18 protein-coding genes are annotated in these 24,247 nt (G+C 46.2%); 10 read left to right on the top strand and 8 right to left on the bottom strand.

The genetic code is table 11. The annotated features are described in order from the left end of the window. Positions 1–64: 64 nt before the first annotated feature. Positions 65–760 (top strand): 5'-methylthioadenosine/adenosylhomocysteine nucleosidase, encoded by a 696-nt coding sequence (locus MKY42_RS22495; protein ID WP_090901116.1) that lies wholly within the window; start codon positions 65–67, stop codon positions 758–760. A 151-nt stretch (positions 761–911) separates the two neighbouring features. Here MKY42_RS22495 and MKY42_RS22490 read toward each other — a convergent pair whose 3' ends face one another. Next, a complete protein-coding gene (locus MKY42_RS22490; protein ID WP_090901113.1) occupies positions 912–1,544 on the bottom strand; it encodes a GNAT family N-acetyltransferase in 633 nt (210 codons plus the stop codon). A 455-nt stretch (positions 1,545–1,999) separates the two neighbouring features. Between MKY42_RS22490 and acsA the strand changes: the two genes are divergently transcribed. Further along, a complete protein-coding gene (acsA, locus tag MKY42_RS22485) occupies positions 2,000–3,724 on the top strand; it encodes an acetate--CoA ligase (protein ID WP_090901109.1) in 1,725 nt (574 codons plus the stop codon). Positions 3,725–3,886: 162 nt separating this feature from the next. On the opposite strand, the gene MKY42_RS22480 is transcribed toward acsA, so the two are convergent. The 3 genes from MKY42_RS22480 to rpsD form a co-directional block, all read right to left on the bottom strand. Next, the gene (locus MKY42_RS22480) at positions 3,887–7,006 is read right to left on the bottom strand and encodes a transglycosylase domain-containing protein (RefSeq protein WP_339844821.1); all 3,120 of its coding nucleotides are present in this window, start codon (positions 7,004–7,006) and stop codon (positions 3,887–3,889) included. A 313-nt stretch (positions 7,007–7,319) separates the two neighbouring features. Next, a complete protein-coding gene (locus MKY42_RS22475) occupies positions 7,320–9,425 on the bottom strand; it encodes a methyl-accepting chemotaxis protein (RefSeq protein WP_339844818.1) in 2,106 nt (701 codons plus the stop codon). Between the two features lie 185 nt (positions 9,426–9,610). Next, on the bottom strand, positions 9,611–10,210 hold the full coding sequence (gene rpsD, locus MKY42_RS22470; protein WP_076288214.1) for a 30S ribosomal protein S4: 600 nt from the start codon (positions 10,208–10,210) through the stop codon (positions 9,611–9,613). Positions 10,211–10,673: 463 nt separating this feature from the next. On the opposite strand from rpsD, the gene MKY42_RS22465 reads away from it, so the two are divergent. From MKY42_RS22465 to MKY42_RS22445, 5 genes are all read left to right on the top strand, one after another. Then, entirely contained in the window at positions 10,674–12,653 is a 1,980-nt protein-coding gene (locus MKY42_RS22465; RefSeq protein ID WP_339844814.1) for a diguanylate cyclase, read from the top strand. Between the two features lie 132 nt (positions 12,654–12,785). Next, a complete protein-coding gene (locus tag MKY42_RS22460; protein ID WP_339844811.1) occupies positions 12,786–13,652 on the top strand; it encodes a hypothetical protein in 867 nt (288 codons plus the stop codon). Between the two features lie 110 nt (positions 13,653–13,762). Next, complete coding sequence (locus MKY42_RS22455; RefSeq protein WP_179263897.1) at positions 13,763–14,878, top strand: aminopeptidase; 1,116 nt, start codon at positions 13,763–13,765, stop codon at positions 14,876–14,878. A 96-nt stretch (positions 14,879–14,974) separates the two neighbouring features. Continuing rightward, complete coding sequence (locus MKY42_RS22450; protein ID WP_024631140.1) at positions 14,975–15,220, top strand: HPr family phosphocarrier protein; 246 nt, start codon at positions 14,975–14,977, stop codon at positions 15,218–15,220. A gap of 224 nt (positions 15,221–15,444) precedes the next feature. Continuing rightward, positions 15,445–15,738, top strand: coding sequence for a YlaN family protein (locus MKY42_RS22445; RefSeq protein WP_024631139.1), 294 nt, complete (start codon positions 15,445–15,447; stop codon positions 15,736–15,738). Between the two features lie 161 nt (positions 15,739–15,899). Here MKY42_RS22445 and MKY42_RS22440 read toward each other — a convergent pair. Together MKY42_RS22440 and cax are read right to left on the bottom strand one after the other, a co-directional pair. Next, positions 15,900–17,260, bottom strand: a protein-coding gene (locus MKY42_RS22440; protein WP_339843497.1) for an IS3 family transposase whose coding sequence is annotated in 2 segments (ribosomal slippage) — positions 15,900–16,804 and positions 16,804–17,260 — 1,362 coding nt in all. Because the reading frame shifts where the segments join, the coding sequence is not laid out codon by codon here. 118 nt (positions 17,261–17,378) lie between these two features. After that, entirely contained in the window at positions 17,379–18,449 is a 1,071-nt protein-coding gene (gene cax / locus MKY42_RS22435; protein WP_090901092.1) for a calcium/proton exchanger, read from the bottom strand. Between the two features lie 183 nt (positions 18,450–18,632). Here cax and MKY42_RS22430 point away from each other — a divergent pair, with 183 nt between their 5' ends. After that, the gene (locus tag MKY42_RS22430) at positions 18,633–18,995 is read left to right on the top strand and encodes an Asp23/Gls24 family envelope stress response protein (protein ID WP_024631137.1); all 363 of its coding nucleotides are present in this window, start codon (positions 18,633–18,635) and stop codon (positions 18,993–18,995) included. 193 nt (positions 18,996–19,188) lie between these two features. Here MKY42_RS22430 and ftsW read toward each other — a convergent pair whose 3' ends face one another. Next, complete coding sequence (gene ftsW, locus MKY42_RS22425) at positions 19,189–20,478, bottom strand: putative lipid II flippase FtsW (protein WP_179263899.1); 1,290 nt, start codon at positions 20,476–20,478, stop codon at positions 19,189–19,191. 13 nt (positions 20,479–20,491) lie between these two features. Beyond that, on the bottom strand, positions 20,492–20,839 hold the full coding sequence (locus tag MKY42_RS22420) for a YugN family protein (protein WP_053784292.1): 348 nt from the start codon (positions 20,837–20,839) through the stop codon (positions 20,492–20,494). A 212-nt stretch (positions 20,840–21,051) separates the two neighbouring features. On the opposite strand from MKY42_RS22420, the gene MKY42_RS22415 reads away from it, so the two are divergent. Both MKY42_RS22415 and MKY42_RS22410 read left to right on the top strand, forming a co-directional pair. Beyond that, positions 21,052–22,221, top strand: coding sequence for a M20 family metallopeptidase (locus tag MKY42_RS22415; protein ID WP_090901087.1), 1,170 nt, complete (start codon positions 21,052–21,054; stop codon positions 22,219–22,221). 200 nt (positions 22,222–22,421) lie between these two features. Beyond that, complete coding sequence (locus MKY42_RS22410) at positions 22,422–24,098, top strand: DNA repair helicase XPB (protein ID WP_339844798.1); 1,677 nt, start codon at positions 22,422–22,424, stop codon at positions 24,096–24,098. Positions 24,099–24,247 lie beyond the last annotated feature (149 nt).

Raw genomic sequence — 24,247 nt, 5'->3', positions numbered from 1 at the left:
CTCCGGAAACGGAGCTTTTGTGCTGAATGGGCAGAATGTAGAATGCTATATAGGAGGTCAGAACATGCGTGAAACAATCGGTATCATTGGTGCAATGAATGAGGAAGTCGAACTTCTCTTGGCTGGTATGAAACAACTAGAGACTGTAAAACAAACCGGGATTACCTATGTTGCAGGCGAATGGCTGGGTAAACAGATTGTAGTCTGCAAATCAGGCGTGGGGAAAGTAAATGCGGCTGTGACGACACAGATTTTGATTGATCGTTTTCAGGTCAACCGTATTATTTTCACAGGTGTTGCAGGTGCAGTTCATCCAAAGTTGAATATTGGAGATATGGTCATCTCGTCCGAATGTGTACAGCATGATATGGATGTGACTCCACTTGGATTTGAGCGCGGGGTTATTCCTTACCAGGAGACGTCCGCCTTCCCGGCGGAAGCATCCCTTATCGCATTAGCTGAAGAAGCCTGCAAAGCGCAGGGAGCGAACTATCTGATCGGCAAAGTGCTGTCAGGAGATCAATTCATTGCAAGCAAGGATACGGTGAAAATGCTGTATACCGAAATGAATGGGGCATGTGCGGAGATGGAGGGAGCTGCCGTAGCGCAAGTGAGCTACATGAATCGTGTTCCGTTCGTTATACTTCGCGCAATGTCTGACAAGGCGGATGGATCAGCACATGTGAACTTTGCCGAGTTTACGGTGGAGTCTTCCCAGCGCTCTCACCGTATTGTGGAACATATGCTGGAACATATGTAAACCGTTAAGGTTTACGCATGTTGAACATCATAAAGGCTTATAAGCAACAAAAAACCGCTTATTTCGTAGCAGATCATCCATGATGAACCTGTTTACGAAGAGCGGTTTTTCTATGTATACGTATTGAGAAATCATCCATGTGAATTCGTGATTAGTACATAAAACGATGGCGGAATCGCACGCGGTCGAACTGTTCTTCCGATTCGATGGGCACTTGGCTGCCAATACGGACCATGAGACAGTTTGCCGGATGTGAACAAATCTCGGGATCGTCGGTGGCGTACCAGGTCATGTCTACAGTTTGCATCAATTTTTCCATCATCTTGCGGTAGTCCCACACGGAAAGGGCGCTGCCCTTCAGATCCCAATGCCAGTAATATTCTGTCGTAAATACGATATATTTCTCCATCTGTTTATTTTCAAACGCAGTGAGCAGCATTTCCCGTCCAATCCCCAGCGATCGATAGGCATCTGCAACCTCAATGGCGCCAAGTTCAATCAAATCAGTCATATTGCCTTCCGACCAACGCTCGCATTCATCAGCATAATGGAAAGTCACATAACCAACAATGGTCTCATTCTCCCGTGCAATGATGATTCGACCTTCAGGCAATGCGGCAATTTCGGACAATGCCTCCTGCTGTTCCGAAGGGCGCCTGAAGGCATCCAGATCGGTATGAAATTCAAGCTGCTTAATCGTCTCAGCCAGAACGGGCCCCTCAATGATGATTCGGTGGCCGGACTTGAAGATGGAACGCATATGATGCTCCTTAATATGCTCCATAGTTCATGCTCCTCTCTCCCCCTACTTATAGAGGTTGTTCAAAAAGTCCGCTTTTGATTACGAAGGATGCCTAGTGGCATCATCAGCATCGAATATGGAATTCAGCCGAAATGTCCGTTGCTCACGTAGTTTTCCCTACGCTCCGCTACTCCATTTCTAGCTTCATCCCATCTTCTTGGTACTGAAAACCGACCTTTTTAAACACATATTTATAGCAAAAAACCAAAAATTTGAAAAGCCATAGACGATGATTGAAAAGATTTGCTATAATTGCGTAGACAAAAAATGTTCACAAATCAACTGCAGTTTGGGTTCATCGGTTTGGCCTGGCAAGTACATGATGAGAAGTTCTCTCTACTAATGTAAGCGCTAACTGGAAGTTCAGTCAACACAAAGGCAATCAGAAGTGACCCATAATGGGAATCGAAATGTCGAGTTGAAGGAGGCTGGCAAGCATGAGTCAAGCACATGGTGAGATGCTGCAAACGGTTGTGTCTGAATCTAATCTGGGCGATTACACAGAGGCCCGAAGCCGGTTTGATTGGGAATCGGTTGAAAGGCACTTTACGTGGCACGCCAGCGGGAAAGTCAACATGGCGCATGAAGCGATAGATCGTCATGTGCTGGAAGGAAGAGGCGGAAGAACGGCATTATTATACAGCGATGCTTCGCGTGAAGAGGCATACACGTTTGCTGATTTGAGCGAGCAGTCGAGTCGCTTCGGTAACGTTCTGCGCAAATATGGCATAGCCAAGGGAGATCGGGTATTTATTTTTATGCCACGGAGTCCTGAGCTCTATTTTAGTCTGTTAGGCATATTGAAGGTTGGGGCTATTGCAGGTCCGCTATTTGAAGCCTTCATGGAAACTGCGGTGAAGGACCGGCTGGAGGATAGCGGAGCCGTGGCACTGGTAACGACCCCTCAATTACTTGGACGAATCAAACGTTCGGAATTGCCTGAACTGAAGCATATTTTTGTTGTAGGTGGAGGTCCGCAGACGGAAGAAGGTCTTATCGACTTTGATGCAGAGATGTCTGCGGCGTCGGATGATATGGAAGTGGAGTGGCTGACTCGTGAAGACGGTCTGCTCATTCACTATACTTCCGGTTCTACTGGCAAACCGAAAGGTGTTTATCATGTGCAGAATGCGATGATTCAGCATTATTATACCGGCAAGGTTGTACTTGATTTGCGTGAGGATGACGTATACTGGTGCACAGCCGATCCAGGCTGGGTAACAGGTACCTCCTACGGGATTTTTGCACCGTGGTTGAATGGTGTGACCAACGTTATTCGCGGGGGACGTTTCAGTCCGCAAGATTGGTACAGCACCATTGAGAAAAACAAAGTCAGCGTATGGTACAGTGCGCCGACGGCTTTCCGCATGTTGATGGGAGCGGGCGAGGAGACCATTGCACAGCATGATCTGAGCAGTCTTCGTCATGTCATGTCTGTCGGTGAGCCGCTTAATCCAGAAGTGGTCCGTTGGGGCTGGAAAGCCTATGGACAGCGAATTCATGATACCTGGTGGATGACGGAGACGGGGGGACAGTTAATCTGTAACTACCCGGGCATGCCAATCAAACCAGGTTCCATGGGACGTCCTTTACCGGGGATTGAAGCAGCCATTATCGATGATCGAGGACAGGAACTGCCGCCATACAGTATGGGGAACCTGGCTATTCGTACTTCCTGGCCTTCTATGATGGCAAAGATCTGGAATAATCCGGCCAAATACGAGGAGTACTTCCGACTTTCTGGCTGGTATGTATCCGGTGATTCCGCTTATATGGACGAAGATGGCTACTTTTGGTTCCAGGGTAGAATTGATGATGTCATTAACTCTTCAGGTGAACGCATTGGCCCCTTTGAGGTGGAGAGCAAGCTCGTAGAGCACCCTGCGGTAGCAGAGGCAGGCGTTATCGGCAAACCGGATGTAACTCGTGGGGAGATCATCAAGGCCTTTGTGGCACTGCGTGAGGGGTATGAGCCGACACCGGAGCTGAAGGAAGAGATCTATCGATTTGTAAAAGAGGGCTTGTCTGCTCACGCCGCTCCGCGTGAGATTGAGTTCAAGGATAAACTGCCCAAGACCCGCTCCGGCAAGATTATGCGTCGGGTGTTGAAAGCTTGGGAGCTGGATCTGCCAACAGGCGATCTATCGACCATTGAAGATTAAAGCATAGACCAGCAGATTTAACACGTCTGCCTGTCCAAAATCCAAAGCCTGATCCGTATCTCAATCGGATCAGGCTTTTTGCTTTGGAGTTTCATTGAATAACAAAACCCCATCCTCATGATGCGAGAATGGGGTCAAGAGTGGAGTTAGGATAACTCTGTATTACGGTTGGAAATGCACGGCTCCAGACGGCTCAGATTCGCCTATGCTGTTGCTGGCGGATACCTTGAACCATCCACTGGTGGATGCAGGCACTCCGTAGTCCATGGAGGTCCCTGAAGTTGTGCCAATTTTGGTGTAAGGGGCTGCCCCTGTCTCACTAAAATATACAGCATAACTTTGAACACCATCTGCTTCCGGATTGGAGGCCCATTGAATGCGCAGTCCTTGGGAGAGCGCCGACACGCTCACTTGGCCTGGTGTAGCTGGAGCCGTAGTTGCGGCGTTCTCATTCTGAGAGTCTTCCGGTGTAACAACTGTTCCCGGAACATTAATCGGTTCATTTATTTCTTCATCTGCAGGAGGCTCTACCATTCCTGCACTGCTAACTGCTGCGCTAGGAGCAGACTCACGACCCGCTACATCCACTGCTGTCACGTAGAACGCAAAGTTTCCACCTTGTGCATATGCGGTAAATGATCTGGACTCACCTGTCAGGACAACCTGCCCCTGATTCTGGAATCCGGCGCCATTTACTGAGCGATACAGGCGATAACCAACCACGTCACTTTCCGGTGTTGCATTAAACGTAATCACGGCGTTCCCGTTGGCAACGGAAATTCTCACATTGCCTGGTGCATCCGGTGCTTTGCCGTTATCCGTTCTTGGATCGATCTGTGTCGGCATGTCTGCATCGGCATCTTCCGGCAGGTAATATGCAAGTGATTCGTGACGACTCATGCGTGAGAATGCACTTTGCAGTTCCTTGATGAGATCAGAGATCGGTTTCTTACGTTTGACAACGGTTTTCTCTTTCGTCATATCTCCAGGTGTTTCATCACGCGGAATGTAGTTGACACCATTGTAAGTGATATATTTGGCTTTGGCGACGCCATCATCGCTGTCCTTCGGCACAAATTTGCTATTGAAAATATCAGTGACAAATCGGTCGGTCAGAGAGGTTGGCAATTTGCCACTATAAGCCGATACGGTTCGTGTCTCGATTCCGGATGGTTTCTTGAACGAATCGGTTACGAACATTTCTTTGTCTGTAGCGATAACTTGATTCATGATTTGCGTCCACAGCTGTTGTGCACGTTTCTTCTGTGATTTGGTCTCCAGTGTGTTTACCGGCTGTTTGTATCCAACCCATACACCCAATGTGACATCCGGCGTATAGCCTTCAAACCAGACATCGGCGTAGTTTTGAGTTGAACCCGTTTTGCCTACGATAGGCACACTCTTGGAGTACTTGTAATTTTCACGAACTTTATCGGCTGTACCTTCCGTAATAACGGTGCGAAGCATATCTGTCATCAGGTATGCCGTCTGTTCTGAGAAAGCTTGAACAGGTTCTGCATCGTGTTTATATACGATATTCCCTTTTGAGTCTACAATTTTGCTGATCATATAGGAATCATTGTACACACCCTTGTTGGCAATAGCTCCATAGGCATTAGTGAGCTCTTCAACGGTAACACCGTACTGAAGTCCTCCGAGAACACCAGTCTGGGCTTGATAATCTGCCGGCTGGATGGTGGTAATCCCCAGCTTCTTGGCAAAAGCCCATGATTTGTCGATACCAACTTCTTCGTTGAATAGCTTCAGCGCAGGCACATTCAGCGAGTAGTTGAGTGCTCTACGGGCAGTCACAAGTCCCTGGTAGCGATTGTTGGCATTTTTCGGAATATGGAATCCGGTCTGGCCGTCCTTCAGAATTATCGGTGAATCATCAATAATGGAGGCCGGTTGAACAAGTCCTTCATCCAGTGCAGGCAGATAAGCGGCAATAGGTTTCATAGTTGAACCTGGCTGACGCACCATCTGGGTTGCATAGTTCATCTGCTCATCCTGGAAATCACGGCCTTCAATCATGCCGAGAATGGCGCCTGTTTTGTGATTGATCAACATGGCAGCAGTCTGTTCTTTTCCCTTCACGGGATCGTCAGAAGCGAAATTACTGTCATCTTCGGCAATGGTACGCATCGTTTTGTAGATACTCTTGTTGATGGTCGTGTAGATACGATATCCACCTGTACGCAATTGCTGCTGAGCTTCTTCCAGCAGGGCACTGCTTTCTTTTTGCGGTGTATCTGTACCCGTATCCTTGGCTGAATCCGATTTGGCATCCGTGCCTTCAGCTTTATCCGAATTGAGTTGCATCAAAATCTGTGCAGCTTGACGCTCTGTTTCCATCATAAGGTATGGATAAGTATTGTAAGCTTTGATGGTTTTGGGTGCGAGTGAACTCTTGATGTCAAAAGCAAGAGCTTCGTCATACTCGGATTGATTAATTTTGCCCAATTCCAGCATACGGCGCAAGACCAGATGCTGACGATTAATTGCACGCTCAAAATTGTCCTCAACAAAGTCGCCTTTTCCATTAAAGGCAGAATAAGAGGAGGGGAGCTGAGGCAATCCTGCCAGATAGGCAGCCTGAGCCGTGTTTAATGTGCTCAAATCATTAATATTGAACAGTCCTTTGGCAGCTGCCTTGACTCCATATACGTTATATCCACTGGAGCCGTTACCAAAAGGAACCTTGTTCAAATAGGCTGTCATAATTTCATCTTTGGTCAGGAAACGTTCGAGTCGGAGCGAAAGTAAGATTTCTTTCACTTTCCGGTCCTCGGTTCGATCCAAATTGAGGAATACACGCCGGGCCAATTGCTGAGTCAGTGTGCTGCCGCCGGTCTGAACAGATTCTTTTAGCACTTTCTGTTTCACGGCACGGAGCGTTCCGCTCATGTCTACACCTTTATGTTCGTAAAAATGATTGTCTTCAATCGAAATGACTGCATCAATAACGTTCTGCGGGATCTGGTCAGAGGTGACCGGACGCCTGTCTTCTTCTGTTCGTAATTGACCGATCGGACTGCCGTCGGCAAAGTAAGCAAAGCCTGTGATGGAGTTTTCGCTGACTTTTTGTTCAATCAGCGCCCTTGAACGGACGGGTTCGTCTTTTACAATGGAACTGACGTATCCCATCAGAGCACCGCCTACGAATAGTACCCCCATGAATCCCAGGACAACCATCCATTTGACGAAACTACCCAGTCTGCGGGCAAAGCTGCGCTTGCGGACAGGCTGTTCATCGGGCTTTTTCTTATTAACATCAACCATTCAGTGTCTTCCTCCTTTTAACAGCACTTATTATAGCATAAAAAGGCTGGTTTGCATGCCTGAGAAATACAAGCAATGGTCGAAAATTGCCATTCTTTCTTGGATTATAATATATATCATGCGGAATTGAGTTGCATATCATGAGAAGTCGTGGAGAATTTCAGTAAAACGTGGAGGCAGCATGTCTACACCGTTGCTATGGCGGAAAGATGAGTTGAGGGAAAAAGGCCGTAACTGTACATTTCGCACAGTACGGCCTCATGATTTCCTTTTGAAAATGACGTTTTTTTAGAATATAGAAAAGCTTTGCAAATTAGGTCCTGAAACGCTGAATCAGCTCTAGCAGTTCCTGTGTAAGCTTAGCAAGCGCAGCAGAGGCGGCTGTAACTTCTTCCATCGCTGCAAGCTGCTCCTCGGAGGCAGCTGCCACACTTGAGGCGTGATCTGCCGTCTCGTGGCCTATGGTTTTGAGCTGTTCCAATGTGGCGTCCACCTGTTGTGATCCAGCAGACATTTGCTCAGCGATGGCGGAGACATCCTCAATCTGGATATTCACATCGGAAATCTGTGAAGAAATAGAGAGGAACAGTTCTCCACTTTCGTTAATTACATCGGCAATATGAAGGACTTCGGAATTTCCTTTTTCCATATTTGCGACAAGGGAGAGTACTTCTTGTTGAACGGTATGAATCAATACTGCGATCTGTTCGGCGGACGTGCGTGACTGTTCGGCCAAATTGCGAATTTCAGATGCTACCACACCGAATCCACGTCCGTGCTCGCCTGCTCGCGAAGCTTCAATTGATGCGTTAAGGGCAAGAAGATTGGTTTGGCGACTTACTTCACTGATCATGTCTGTTATGTTCCCAATCTGCGCCGAACGCTGACGAAAGTTCTCCAGTGCAGACATGGACCCCTGTGCAGAAGAAGTCGCGGAGTCCACCATTCGCATAGCAGACTGAATCTTGTCCGATCCTGCCGCAGTTTGGTCAGCCACGCTTCGCGAAGATTCAGCTACATCTGCTGCGGCTTGTGCAATGCGGCCAATACCTGTCGTAATCTCATTCATGGCACGTGAAGTTTCTTGAAGTTCATGCATTTGCGTGCCGGCCTTTTGGGCAACGTCCTGACCTGTTGAAGCAATGACCTCAGCGGCCTTACCTGTTTCTTCTGCACTGGCTGTCAGCTGTTGGGAAGTGGAACCCACAGACAAAGCATGTTCCGATATCACGGAAATGGTATGGCGGAGCGTATCCATCATCTGATTCAAATGGCCTGACATCACGCCGAACTCATCTTTGGAATAGACAGGAAGCTTCTGTGTAAGATCTCCATCTGCGAGTTGCCCGGCAACCGTATTGACCCGATTCACTTGCCTTACAATGTACAGGATTGTGTAAGTCACAACACCACCAAGCAACAGCAAAGCGAGAAACGCAATGATAACGGACCAGGTCAGGCTATCGTAGAAGGGTTGCAAAATATGACGTTTGGGCAGGGCTGACACGAGATACCAGTTCGAATCCGTTCCTTGCAACTGAGCAGGCTCCGCAATAAACAGTTCTTGCTCTGATCCATCCGTGACGTAAAACTGACGCTCGCCTGTTTGAATCCGTTTAATGACGTTTTGAATCTCTGTCGGGATTACTGCGTCTTCCTTCGCCAATTCCGGATGGGTTCCATGCGCAGCTATTTTTCCATCACTTGTAACCAGCATCGCGTAGCCGTTATCCGGATTTAGTGAAGATATATTCTGTTGAAAGCGTTCAATGGAGAAGTCGGCTCCGACAATGCCAAGAAACGTATTATTCTCATCCAGTAAAGGCAGGACGATGGAGACAAGCAAAGTTTCCTTTCCAGATACGGTGTAGGTGGTTGGCTCAGACCAGTAGGCGGATTTACTCTTTTTGGGCTCCTGATAGTATCTGCTGGTTTTACCTTCTCCCTCATAGGTCGTCAGAGGTTCCACGTGCAGGGTATTCCCATCACGTATCACGTAAGGAACGAAGCGGCCGGTGTCATCGTCATAAACGGTCTTATTCTTATTCTCTGTATCTTTTCCGTCGAAAGCATCAGGTTCCCAACCGGTATAAAATCCGAAAACCTTATCATCTTTTTTTAAGTATTGTTCCAGAAGGTGGACGATCTCTTTGCGGTCAAGCGACCCTGTACGAGCCGAATCCACTAATGTGGTACTTATGGTATCAAGGGTGTTTTTCACTTGGTTCATTTCAACCATGAATTCATTTTGGGCTCGGTCTGATGCTTGTGCAGCAACAGTTTCACCGTACTGAACGCTCTTGTCGTAGATCATTTTGGTATTAAATGCAATGAGTGTTCCAATACAGCACAATAATACGACTCCCAGTAACAGTCCGAGTTTGACAGCCAGTTTGCGATCGCTCAGAAACTTTATCATGTGATCCCCCCAGGTTTCTCTTTAGGTGTACGATGTGTTATTCAGTTCTCCGAAAGGGAGTGTATATTTTATATCGTTACTTGGGGGGGCATAATGTATATTCAGGTAAAAAAACACGTAAAAAAACAGCTGCCGAGAAAATCTCGGACAGCTGTTTGGTGTGAAGCTTAATGAAATTGCAACGATTAACGGTTGTAGAACTCGACGATTTGTTTTTCGTCGATGTCTTGGGACAATTCCGAACGCTCAGGCAAACGAATAAATTTACCTTCCAGAGCAGTATCGTTGAATTCTACGTATGCCGGAAGATGCGAACGGTTTTCCAAAGCTTCCTTAACGGAAGAAAGACCGCGGCTTCTTTCACGCAGGCTGATAACGTCGCCAGTGCTTACTTGGTAAGAAGCGATGTCAACTTTTTTGCCGTTTACAGTTACGTGACCGTGGGATACCAACTGACGCGAACCAGCGCGGGAGTTAGCAAATCCAAGGCGGTATACGAGGTTATCAAGGCGGCTCTCAAGCAAGAACATGAAGTTTTCACCCGCGATACCTTGCATTTTTTGCGCTTTAGCAAAGAGAGTGCGGAATTGCTTCTCGCCCAAACCGTACATGTGACGCAGTTTTTGTTTTTCTTGCAATTGCATACCGTAGTTGCTCATTTTTCTCCGTTGGTTTGCTCCGTGCTGACCTGGAGGGAAAGGACGTTTCAATTCTTTGCCTGTTCCGCTCAGGGAAATGCCGAGGCGACGGCTCAATTTAAATTTAGGACCAGTGTAACGTGCCATGTTTAAAGTAGCTCCTTTTTAGTTAAAGTTCATATAGGGCTCTGTTTGCGCTCCAATTTGTTGATGCGGGCTAAGCCACGCATAAGACGATCAGAAAAGTTCAGCCGCTGTCCTGAAAGCAACAAAAAGAATGAGGGTGACACAACCGGTAATGCCCAAATTTAAAGACCCATTAGTAGTCTTCATCAACAATTTATTTTACAGTTTACTAGAACCAAAGTCAAGCTTGTGATAAAAGCAAAAAAACGTCTAAATTTGTCGATAGGTCCTTAGGCCCAAAATAATGGGACAATTTTCTGAAATATGGATGCAAAAAAGCTTTAAAGAGAGTAAAATAGATTGTATCTTAACTTTAAATGATCTTGTACATTAAGGTTATCGCATAGGATTTGCAGATTTGCGATAACGTCTGCAGATTAATGCATCCGAGTGGATGCAAAAACGGTGCAAAGGAGCGCCTGACATGTTAGAACATCTAAGAAGTAAACCAGCCAGCTTGAATTCGCGAAGTTCGGGCGATTCCGCATCTTCTGCCGCTCCTCACGAAGCGCATGTATTTTGGATGCAAAAAATGGACATCACACCTTTTGATTTTTCATATTTGGGGAGCCTGCTGCAGCAAGCATACAACGATTGGCATGCCCAGCGGCAGCCGCACTCAGACAGATCATCGATAATATACAACGTATGGAATACAGAAGGGATCTGTATGGGGCAAGGGAATGAAGGGCTTCCACGGCTTGATGTACATTCGACTGTGATGCAATGCCTTGAATCGGGACAGGCCCAGTCATTACGTGGAACTACTGAAAATGGAGAGTACCATCTAATGGCTGAACCGTTGTTCTCCAGAACAAACAGGGATATGTTTGCTGTCTTCACTGCTGTAACCTACGAGCAAAATCGAGATGACACGTCTGAAGCCGTTGTTCGATCGGAGGCATTGCATTATCGTACCTGCTTTTACCGAAGATTTGAATACATATTTATGACGGATCTATTACAAGCTCATGAACAAACAGCTCGTGAAGATCATCGAAGGTCGATTCTGTTCCAAATCGTTCAACGGATGCATGACAAAATGGATGTGGACGCCATATTGGATGAAGTGTTTGACAGCATAGACTACTTATATCCAGCGACCCGCATGACATTGTATATGTCTCAGGATCAGAGCAGTCTCAACCCGCGCATCAAACCGCTGCTGGTTCATGAACGTGGAGAAGACATCTGTGTACAATCGTTCATGGAAGGCAAGCTCATTGTTGTTCGATCGGACGAAGGTGAACATCGCATTCTGGAGGTAGGCCTTCCTCTAAAAGGCAAACAAGGGATCTATGGTGTATTTCATATTAAGATGAATGAGGAGCTAATGGAAGATACCGATCTGCAGCTCATTACGATGATGGCGGATACAGCAGGAACTGCTTTTGAAAATGCCAAGCTGCACGAACAATCGAATATGTTGATCCAGGAACTTCGTCTAATCAACGATCTGACACAACGTTTGAACAAAAGCCTGCAGCTAATGGAGATCTACCAAATCTCCGAGCAGGAGTTAAAGGACATCTTCCAGGCTGAATCTTGTTGTATTCTGCAATTGAATGACAGTACGAATCACTTCGAAGTGATGTCATCGAATATAAATGAGTTATGTCGCAAAACGTTTCCTATGGACTATGGAATCGCAGGTTTGCTCTATCAAACCGAAGAACCGCTCATCCTATCCAATTATGCAAAATACGATAAAGTGTCATCGGTTTTCATGGATCTTACCGGCTCCATGTCATTGATCGCTTCACCCGTTCGGGTAAATGGGGAAGTGAAGGGTGCCATTTTGCTGGGACATCCGAAAAAGCAGTATTTTTCGTACGATAATTACCGTCTGCTGCAGATGCTGTCCATTCATATTGGACTTGCTCTCTCCAATGCTACCCTCCACGCCGAGGTACGACGTTTGGCAAACCTGGATATGCTGACAGGACTATATGTGAGGCATTACCTGGATACTGTGATCCATGAACGTCAGGCTCATGAATTTTGTGGTTCACTGGTTGTTGTGGACATCGACCAGTTTAAGCAGGTAAATGACACGTTTGGACACCAAACCGGTGATCAGGTATTGAAACAGGTGAGCGACATTGTAACGAGTTCCGTCCGGCCCGAGGACATCTGTGCCAGATGGGGCGGGGAAGAGCTGGCCATCTATATGCCTCAGATTGGTGCTCGTCAGGCAATGGAATATGCTGAAATCATTCGCACCCGGGTTGCTGAAGAGACAAGGCCTTCCGTGACCGTATCCAGCGGTATTGCCGAATGGAACTGGATGGATGAGAAGGTTAGTGTGGAATCGTTATTTTACCGGGCTGATATGGCTCTGTACGATGCGAAGCATGGTGGTCGTAACCGAATCGTCATGGAAAAACAGGAAGTTACACGTTAAGAGAGGACTATTCCGATTTCGGAGTCGTCCTCTCTTTATTTTTTTGAAGAGGCGATGCCAAAGGAAGGAAGTATAAGCAAATAAGGGAGGGGCAGGCTATGGAGAAAGTTTGATGGAAAGGTGGAATAGAATATGTTGAACCGTCGGTATATGCGTGGACTATTGTTAACTCTGAGCATGGTTGTGTTGTGTGCTCCTGGTTGTGGATTGTTAGAGCGGGATCGAACTCCCGAGGAATTATTTTCACTGGCTTTATCAGGAATTGCAGGTAAAGAAAAGCTGAGTTTTGATGGGGAAGCGGGATTGCGACGTGAAAGCAGCGGGCTGTTCGAAAATCAGTTCAAATTTGAGGGCAAACTGGAGGATCATGATCGCTTGACCTTGCAAACGAGGTTGCCTGGAGCTGTAACTGCTGCCGGAACGGGAGTAAAGGGAGTAAATGCTGCTGCTGTTAACAATAATGGGCAACCAAGCGGATTCAGTGCATCTTTTGAACGAAAACGAGGACAATGGATGGCTCTAACTGCCCAACATGAGCCCCTGCGCGGATCGCTGTCCCGTTTTAATCCCATCGCGCAAATGGAAAGTATCGATCGGTTGAACAAAACGATTACGTCCGAGTACGGTTCAGGTCGTCGAACGAAAATACTGCGAATTGAACTCGCGCCGAAAGACGCTAAAACCTTAGCACTCGCACAGCTTAACGACGAGATGGATGCAATCCGGGCAGAATATATGCATAAGGCAGCTGCGGTTAAGGGAGACAAACAGGCGAAACTGGAGAAGGATTTGAACAAAGTGTGGGAGCAAGGGGAAGCATCGATGCAAGAGATGATGAAACAGGCCGAGGTACAGACGGTGTATCATCTTACCATAGATCGGAAAAGCAGCTTGCCCTTGCGACTTTCCTCCGAAAGCCAGGTGAGCTATAAGGACATGAACAGGAAATTGAATAAAGAAGCTCTTGTCACAGATGTAAACTTCAGGGCTTATGAGTAGATGAGTTGCGGGACTGCCTGCTGACGGGATCGTTGTAGCGTGCTACAATAGTATCGTAATTTACCGTTGTTCAATTCAAGGGATGGCGGATGACAGGAGGAGTTTACACGATGAAGGACCCAAGAATTCAGAAGCTCGCAGCTAATTTGGTGGGCTACTCTGTAGATGTACAGCCCGGCGAGAATGTGCTGGTTGAGATGATCGGCACGGAACGTGATCTGATGAACGCAATCATTGAAGAAGTAGGCAAAAAGGGCGGTAACGTCTTTGTACAGCTGACTGACAAAACAGTACAGCGTGCCATGCTCAAAAATGCAACAGAAGAAATGATGAAAACCTGGGCAGAGATCGATCTGAACCGGATGAAACAAATGGATTGTTACATCGGTATCCGTGCAGGGGAGAATGTGAATGATCTGTCCGATGTACCGGAAGAGAAAATGAAAATGTACAATTCACTGTATTCCCATCCGGTACATAGCGAGCAGCGGGTAAAACATACAAAATGGGTTGTGCTTCGTTACCCGAATGCAAGTATGGCACAGCTGGCGAATACAAGTACAGAAGCGTTTGAAGATTTCTACTTCGACGTATGTAACCTGGATTACGCTAAAATGGACAAAGCACAGGATTCACTGGCTAACCTGATGAAACGCACGGATAAAGTCCGTATTACTGGACCAGGGACAGATCTGAGCTTCTCCATTAAAGATATCGGCGCAGAGAAATGTTCCGGGCAAAAAAATATTCCGGATGGCGAAGTGTACAGTGCCCCTGTACGTGATTCCGTGAACGGAACGATTAGTTATAACGCGCCAACGTTGTATAACGGCATTACTTTTGAGAATATCAAGTTCACCTTCAAAGACGGTAAAATTGTTGAAGCAACAAGCAACGATACAGACCGCATCAATGAAATTCTGAATTCAGATGATGGCGCTCGTTATATCGGTGAATTCGCCATCGGATTCAATCCGCATATCCTGCACCCGATGAAGGACATTCTGTTTGATGAAAAAATTGCAGGCAGCTTGCACTTTACGCCAGGCCAGGCATATGAAGAAACAGATAACGGAAACCGTTCCTCCATTCACTGGGATCTGGTGTTGATCCAGCGTCCAGACTACGGTGGTGGCGAAATTTATTTTGATGATGTACTGATCCGTAAAGACGGTATTTTCGTTATTCCTGAGCTGGAATGCCTCAATCCGGATAACCTGAAGTAGGAACCGTATTTTGCTGTTGCTAGGAAAGCGGATTCACGGTATCATGTAGTGGTAATTAATAGATGATATCAAAAGTGAAAAGACGGAGGGATTCCTATGTCGAGTAATAACGCAGCGGTAGTTGAAATTGCTCAAACAGCGAGCAAATTTACTTCTTCAATCGTACTTCATTCAGAGAACAAGTATATCGATGTAAAAAGTATTCTCGGGCTGTTTACAACGCTGATCAGCACGCACAGCTATGAACTGCACGTTCATGGCCCGGATGCAGCTGAGGCCAAAGCAGCTATGTCTGAAGTATTTGCCAAACATGGACTGAATGTGAGTATCGCATCCGAGTAATGGCACTAAGAAGCATCTCTGCCTGTTATGGCAGAGATGTTTTTTTGCATGAGATCATTCAGTTGTACGGCAAAACCTCTCTAAAATAGGGAGATTAGGCAAGAATAAAGCTGTTCATGATCTATGGTTATTTTGGTCAGGTTCTTGTATTAGCTCCTGATTTCGTCTAATATTAGAGGTAGAACGTCTTTACGCGATTTTTGGGACATAGGGGGGAAAAATGCATGACTTCATCTGATCTGCAGGACCAGTTGCACTTGAAAGCGATCAGTCTTCTTCAAGAAGATGCAGATAAAATACAGAAGCTTATTGAAGTACAGATGGAGAATCTGGCTACCCGCTACTGCCCTCTCTATGAGGAAGTATTGGATACACAGATGTATGGGTTCTCCAAGGAAGTCGATTTTGCTGTTCGTGCAGGGCTTCTTCCAGAAGGTGCAGGTAAGCAGCTGGTAAGCGCGCTTGAGCGGAATCTGGCAATTCTATATGAAGCTTTGAACAAGAAGAATGAGCAATAGCCTGCAATAGCGCGGGTCAGAATAGAAGGCATGCAGGTGTTTGCATGCTTTTTTTGTGCGCCTGGATCGGACAGTTCCTCTGATGTGATTCAGGCAAAGGGAATCATAAAAGGCAGTCTGGAAATGCGATGAAGTGACCCCTTAAAGTTAGACAAATATTTTTATGCAATTTGTTGGGCATGAGCCCGGTATTGTACCGGACTCATGCCTTTTAATTTTGACTTGATGCGTTTGTGATTGTAGTAATCCATGTATCGTGCTAGCTCTTGTTTGAAGTGATCTACACTTTCAAATTCATGAAGATAAAAAAACTCTGACTTCATAATGCCAAAGAAGTTCTCCATTACTGCGTTATCATAACAATTCCCTTTGCGTGACATGCTCTGGGTAATCGCTTGTCCCTTTAAAGCCTGTCGATACTGTTTCATCTGGTAGTGCCAGCCTTGATCCGAGTGCAGGAGGAGTTTATCCTCGTTGGACAAGCGTTTAAAGGCTTTATTTAGCATCTCGGAGACTAAGGAATACGTAGGGCGAGACCCTACTGTGTACGTAATAATCTCACCGTTATACAAGTCCAGAACAGGTGATAAATACATCTTTTCTCCAAACAACTTGAACTCTGTAATATCCGTAACCCATTTCTCATTTGGTTTTTTTGCTAGAAAATTACGATCCAGTACGTTGGGTGCAATTTTACCTACAGTTCCTTTATAGGAACGATATTTCTTCATACGCACCACTGATTTCAAGCCTAATTCTTTCATGATACGCAGTACTTTTTTATGGTTAACTCGATGTCCACGATTAACTAGTTCATCACAGATACGACGATATCCATAACGCCCGTGATGTTCCTCATAAATGGATTGAATAAGGAGTTTCAGGTCTGCGTCTAGATCGGGCTTGTCAAACTGCTTCACCCAGTAATAGAAGGTACTACGTGGGACTTCAGCGAACGCTAATAATGCAACCACCGGGAATTCAAGCCTTAATTCATAGACGACTTGCGCTTTGTCTTGTTTGGTGATTTTTCCTTGTTTTGAACTAAGGCATTCAACTTTTTTAAGTAGGCGTTTTCCATACGCAAACGTTCTAATTCAGCTTGTAGAGCTTCAGTCGATCCCTCAGCAGGTTCTTGCTTTTGAAGTCCTTTTTTATTCTTATCCGTCATACAATGACGCCCCTTTATCTTTGGTTTTAGGGCGTCGATCCCATTTTCATTGAACTGACTGCGCCACCTTCGAATAACCCCTGGAGAAGAGATATTGAAAATGACCGCAGCTTCATTTGGAGACGTCCCATTTTCGTTCATATAGTTGAGTACGTCTAGTTTATAGGTTAGAGAGTAAGCTGTATAGGTTTTTTCAAAAGCTTCTAAACCGTGATATTCGTATTGCTTGATCCACATACGCAGGATTTCATGATTAATTCCTAAGGATTTCGCAATGCTTTTAATCCCTTCATTTCCTGATAAATATTGATGAATAGCTTCTATTTTCAAGTCTAAATTAAATTTTGACAAAAAAACTGCACCTCCAATTGTTAGATGGTGTCTAACAATTGGGGTGCAGTTCACGATTTCCAGGCTGCCTTTTACGCGCTGATTGTTTAGTCAATCATTTAGGGTGATGGGAGTACTGTTATACCAGGAAGAACGATACACCCAAAATAATATACACGACCATGAGGAGCAGACCTTCGTACCAGTTCGTTGAACCGTCCTGTGTGATGGACTTGGCAATAAATACGGCTACGCCTATGGCAACCAGCTCAATCGTTGTAAATACGATGTCCATCGTTCTGCCTGTGAAGAAGCTGACAAAAACGAGTACAGGGGCAACAAAGAGTGCGATTTGCAAACTGCTGCCGACTGCGATCTCCACGGCGGCACCGATTTTGTTTTTCATGGCAAGCATGATGGCTGCACTATGCTCGGCGGCGTTACCGATAATGGCAACGAGGAACGCACCGACGAACAGTTCGCTGAGTCCGAATTGTTCAGTAAACACCTCAAGGGTGCCAACGAGCCATTCACTGACGAAGGCAACCATGACGGTTGCAAGAACGAGATAGAGAATCGATTTTTTCTTGGACCACTCGGGTGCATGTTCATGCGGCAGCTCTTCATCTTCATCTACCGTGACATCTGCAAGATAGTTCTTGTGTGTGACCATGGAAAATACTAACCACGCTATGTAGGCAAGGATTAGTAAGCCTGCGACAATAAGACTGAGTGTATTCGTGTCCTTCTGTGTGATGGAATGGGTATTCAGGAAGACGGCTGGAATAAACAGGGCAATGATGGCTACAATCATCAGGGAGCCGTTTAGGCCGGCAAGCGATACGTTATAATTCTGAATTTTGAACTTGAGTCCTCCGGCAAAGATACTTAGACCAAGCACCAGCAGCAGGTTACCGATAATGGAGCCTGTCAAACTCGCCTTAACCATGTCGAACAATCCTTCTTTGACGAGGAAAATGGCAATGATCAATTCGGCGGCATTGCCGAATGTAGCATTCAAAAATCCGCCTAACCGTTGTCCGGCATAATGGGCTACATTTTCAGTGGCTTTGCCTAAAAAACCGGCCACAAAAATAACCGAAATGGCTGAAATGACGAATTGCAGAATCGAATCCCATTTCAAGTAGTGGGCGACGGCGCTGAGTGCAAAGGTGGCAATCAGCAAAATGGATGAAATTCGGTTTCTCACAACAAACACCTCGGTAACGTATTATTTTGTTTTAAACGATAGTACTAAACACTTATGAGATTATTTTCATATTTCAATATAACCAAATCGTGGTAGGTTGTAAACGCATCTTTTTGAGTTTAATTTGCTTTTTGGGGTCGAAAGGATTTAAAATACGAGTAACGAAGTGAAGGAGGATGTGGCATGGCAGAACAACTTCAACTAGAGGGCGGAAATATCCGGATTGCCGATGACGTAGTGGCGAAAATTGCCGGAATGGCTGCGATGGAGACACCCGGAATTGCCGCAATGTCTGGAGGATTGTCAGAGGGCTGGGCGAAGCGCCTGAGCGGTAAAAACGTACAGAAAGGCGTAGGCGTGGAGGTCGGCCAGCTGGAAGCAGCCATTGACCTGCGCATCATCGTCCTTTACGAGACACCGATTCATGAAGTTTCCCGCATGCTCCAGCAGAACGTAAGAGAAGCGGTAGAGACCATGACCGGGTTACGTGTTGTTGAAGTCAATGTAAAGGTAGAAGGCGTATCTTTCAGAGGCGACGATCTGTAAACTTTAGCAATCCGTGATGGAAGAGCAGCTTTATAATGGCTTGGTTCTTCCATCTTGATAGACAGAGTGTACCGAGTATACGAAACCGAGCTCACACAAAAAGGCTGCGCACCCCACCGGATGCACAGCCTTTTTGGTGTTGCTTTTTTCTATTGAAGGGGTACATGATTTGTTCCGGTAGGAACAGTCCCATTTACCGAATTCGACGGATGGATTCACGTGAACGAAGTGCGGGAGAGGTACGAGTCTGTGTCTGAACTGTCACCGACTTCGTTTTCTCTTCCTTGATAACGTCCAAATTATTGGTACGCGAGATGCTGAGCAAGATACCCATGGCCACCATCATCACAAAGAGTGAGGTACCGCCATAACTGATGAACGGAAGGGTAACCCCTGTCACCGGAATGGTCTGGGTGACGCCCCCAATGTTGATAAAGGCCTGGATTGCAATTAATCCCATAATACCAATACCAACCAGCGTCCCAAATGGATCGGGACAGCGAAGGGAGACGATAATGCCTCGCCAGATGAAGTAAAGGTAGACCAACAGGAACAAGGCAGTTCCAACAAAGCCAAGCTCTTCCCCAATGACGGAGAAAATGAAGTCGTTATAGGCATTGGGCAAATAATGCAGCTTCATCGTACCTTGTCCGATCCCGGAGCCAGTGATGCCTCCATCCCCGATTGCAACAAGGGAACGATAGAGATTAAGACTTCCGCCTGTTTTGTCGGATAAAGGATCAAGAAATGCCTGAATGCGCCCAATTTTGTAGTTCTGTGTAGCTTCCGTAGTTGTGGTGCTATCTGCAGTATCTGAAGAAGACATGGAAGAAAACAAAGCATTCGCTCCAAGTGCTAATGCTGCTCCCAACACTACGAGCAAAATGGAACCCATAATGTGTTTCATACTTGCTCCACCCGCATAAATGACCAGACCGCACGTCGAAACCAGAATGAAGCAGGTACCGAAATCCGGTTGCAGCATAATCAGTCCTGCAATGAATCCGACAATGACCAGCACGGGAATATATCCTGTCCTAAGATCCCTGAACCGTTCCCCTTTTTTGGTAATCAGTGCAGCGAGGTACAAAATAATGGCGATTTTGGCAAATTCCGCAGGTTGGACACTGAAGCCGATAATTTCAATCCAGCTTCGGGCACCGTTTACCTTCTTGCCTGCAACTAATACAATTAGTAGCAATACCGTGGTAAGTAAGAAAAAGGGTGCATAAAGTTTTTTGTATTTGTTAAATCGGATATTCATGGCAAAAAACATGCCCACTAAACCGATAACCGCCCACATAAGTTGTTTTTTCGTGAAGAACAGGGCATCATTGTTAAAACTTTTATTTGCAATTGCAATGCTGGAACTGGAGCTGAACACCATCACCAGTCCAAAGCCCACCAACAATAAAGTGAGGATTAGCAGTTGAAAATCCGGCGTGCCTCTCTTCGTTTTCGTTTGGGCCGTTTGTTGTTTCATGGTTTGGCCCAGCCTAAGCTTCCAGCAGTTCTTTAAGCTGCTGTAATTTTTGGGCCGCCAGCTTCACGACTGGCTGCGGTACGGTAGAGTCATAATCCAGACCATGCGGAAAGGTTGCTTTTCCAAGATAAACAGCTTCAACTGCGAGAACCGTATCCGGTTTTTCGAGTTTGCCATCGATCGCACGGGTATTAATACGTACAAAGTATTCAGATTTGGTTTGTTCATCTTCAATTTTGTAGTCATATGTAGCACGATAATATTCCCATTGCCACCGGACAAATCCGACTTTCTCGGCGCTCTCATCCAGGTATGCCAAGTCGCTCTTCAAGCCATCCAAGCCTGTATTCTCAAAAATCATAAGCGTCTGATCCTCCTCATAAGCTTCCGAGAGTATAAATCTCGTTCTTTTCTCTAGTTTATGATAGTATGTTTCCCCTTCCCGTGCAAGCTTTCAAGCGGTCATTCGTATCGGTTTTCTTCCAATTCTGCTACAATATACAGCAATAGGTTTCAAGAGGAAGGTTCGGGCTTGATGAAAGTCCCGTATAGAGAGCGAAAGGATGGAGAGACATGACAAATAATATATGGTGGAATGACCTGCAAATCCACATGGTAGAATGGCGTCGTCATCTTCATCGGAATCCTGAGGTTTCCTTTCATGAGGAGAAGACATCCTCTTTTGTAGCGGGTATGCTGGAGAGCTTTGGTGTTGAAGTGAGACGGCACGTTGGCGGACACGGGGTTATAGGTACCCTTCGTGGGGACAAGCCAGGGCCTGTCGTAATGCTTCGTGCAGATATGGATGCACTTCCGATCCAGGACGAGAAGGACGTTGAATATGCATCACAACAAGCAGGAGCCATGCATGCCTGCGGCCATGATGGTCACATATCCATTTTGCTGGGCACGGCATTGTACTTCAGTCGTCATAAACATGAGATCAAGGGTGAGATTCGCTTTTTGTTCCAACCTGCAGAAGAATTACTTCCAGGTGGGGCGCTCAAGGTCATTGCAGACGGCGGACTGGAAGGGGTAGATGTCATCTATGGTATTCATCTGTGGACCCCGCTTCCTGTAGGCGTGGCAGCAAGTACTCCGGGGCCGATGATGGCAGCGGCAGATGACTTTTATATTGAGATTAAAGGAAAAGGTGGACATGGCGGCATGCCGCAATCCACAGTGGACAGCCTGGTGGCTGGCTCCGCCCTTGTAATGCAATTGCAGACGGTTGTCAGTCGTTCAGTGGACCCTTTGCGTCCCGCAGTATTGACGATTGGCACAATGCAGGCGGGGTCAGCACAGAATATCATCGCTGAGTTATGCAAAATGACGGGTACAGTGAGAACCTTTGATGAAGAGACGCGCAGTATCATGAAGGAACGTGTGCATACGATCGTGGCTCAGACCGGAGAGATCTACGGTGCCGAGACGAAGTTGAACTATATTATGGGATATCCTCCTGTCGTGAATGATGAGCAGGAAACGGCACGATTCTTCAAGGAAGCGGTAGATGTATTTGGCGCAGACCATGTACAGAAATCACCGATGCTGATGCCGGCTGAAGATTTCGCTTATTACCTGCAGCAGATTCCTGGCTGCTTTATGTTTGTCGGAGCAGGCAACCCGGAGAAGAATGCCATCTATCCGCATCATCATCCCAAGTTTGATTTTGATGAGGATGCCATGCAAAATGCTGTAAAACTATTTATAGCAATGGCTAAAGGATATACAGCCGAATGATTTGAATATAGTTGGGCATCCTATTCATACGAAGGTATGAGCAGGGTGCTTTTTTTGTAGGGTCTTTTACAGGTTAAGGTAAGGTCGAACTGTTGTACGATACAGGTTCAATTTCGGAAGACACCGGAACTGGACTTTTTGTGATGCCTGTTATTCGGAAAAACATAGATAGATCAATTTCAAATTAGGGAGGAAGCGGAATGGAGAAAACGGACGCCTGCATTGTCCAGCGTGATTTTACAGTATTGCTTGAAGTGGGCCATCCTGGATTTGACCAAGCCCGAGCTCAATTAGGGATGTATGCCGAACTGGTGAAGACACCTGCGGCTTTTCATACATATCGTATCACTGCATTATCGTTGTGGAATGCGGCTGCACTCGGATGGAGTGCTGATCAAGTGATAGCAAGTCTGGAATCCGTGTCTCGTTGGAATGTTCCTGCCGCCCTGATTCAGGATATCCAGAGAATTATCCATCAATATGGGAAGCTTCAACTGAGGCCAGAGGCAGATCATGGGAGAATGCGTCTCGTGAGTGAAGACGAACGATTGCTGGATGAATTAAGCAGTATGAAGACCATCTCGGCTTTTCGAATGGAACGTGTCGATCCCCATGAGCTTATGCTTGGCGGTGAGCAACGCGGATTGTTGAAGCGGGAATTGACCCGTTTGGGTTATCCGGTGCTGGATTATGCGGGATATCGAGAAGGAACAAGTCTGCCGTTCGAATGGCGAGCTAATACGCTAGGCGACAGTTCTGATGGCTTCCGGTTGCGCCCGTACCAACGAGATGCTGTGGATGCTTTTGAAGGTAGCGAAGGCATGGGAGGAAGTGGTCTGCTTGTTCTTCCCTGCGGTGCAGGCAAAACGGTTATTGGGATGGCTGTATTAGAGCGTTTACAATGTGAATGCCTTATCTTGACCTCGAATACCACATCCGTGCGTCAATGGATTCAGGAATTGCAGGATAAAACAACGATAACGAGTGAACAGATTGGTGAGTATTCCGGTCAGAAAAAACAGGTGAAACCTGTGACCGTGGCTACTTATCAGATTCTTACACATCGAAAATCGAAAGATGCTGATTTTACTCATATCAAATTGCTTAGTGAACGTCAGTGGGGACTTATCATTTATGATGAGGTCCATCTGCTGCCAGCACCTGTATTTCGGGCTACTGCAGATATTCAGGCTACGAGAAGACTGGGATTGACAGCAACATTGGTGCGTGAGGATGGCTGTGAACAGGATGTGTTTTCACTAATTGGTCCGAAACTATATGACATGCCATGGAAAGAATTGGAACAGCAAGGCTGGATTGCTAATGTAGAATGTCAGGAAATACGCATCCCGTTTACTCCTGAACTACGATCAAACTATTTGGAAGCAGAGGTGAAACATCAATTTCGCCTTGCAGCGGAAAATCCGGCCAAATTAGCTGTGATCAAACGGATATTGGACCATCATGAGGGGATGCCAGCGCTTGTCATCGGACAGTATTTGGATCAGCTTGAGAGCATTGCCCGGGAAATTGAAGCGCCGCTCATATCGGGTACGATGTCGCAGCAAGAGCGAGTGAAATGGTTTGCAGCGTTCCGGCGTGGTGAGATCAAAACGATTGTAGTATCCAAGGTTGCCAATTTTGCCGTAGACTTGCCGGATGCTGCTGTTGCACTTGAAATATCCGGAAGTTTCGGTTCAAGGCAGGAAGAAGCCCAGCGATTGGGTCGGATCTTAAGGCCGAAGTCCGGAAAAAATAAAGCTTATTTCTATGCCCTTGTGTCCGAGGACAGTAAGGAACAGGAGTTTGCATTACGTCGTCAGATGTTTCTGGTCGAACAAGGATATGAGTACAAAATCGTTCATGAATTGCAATGAAAAAATGCTGTACATCTCTACTTAAAATTATGGGAAAGGCATGATAAGCAATGCATACACAAGGTAATCTGGATGTGAATTCATTAAAAGAGCTTTCATGCGTTGAAAGAATGGTACTTGGTGTGTTTTTCTGCAAATATGCTGGACAG

The sequence above is a fragment of the Paenibacillus sp. FSL W7-1088 genome (assembly GCF_037969855.1).
GTDB lineage: Bacteria > Bacillota > Bacilli > Paenibacillales > Paenibacillaceae > Paenibacillus.
The sequence above is the reverse complement of the archived record's forward strand: the minus strand, read 5'-3'. Positions and strand labels throughout refer to the sequence as shown.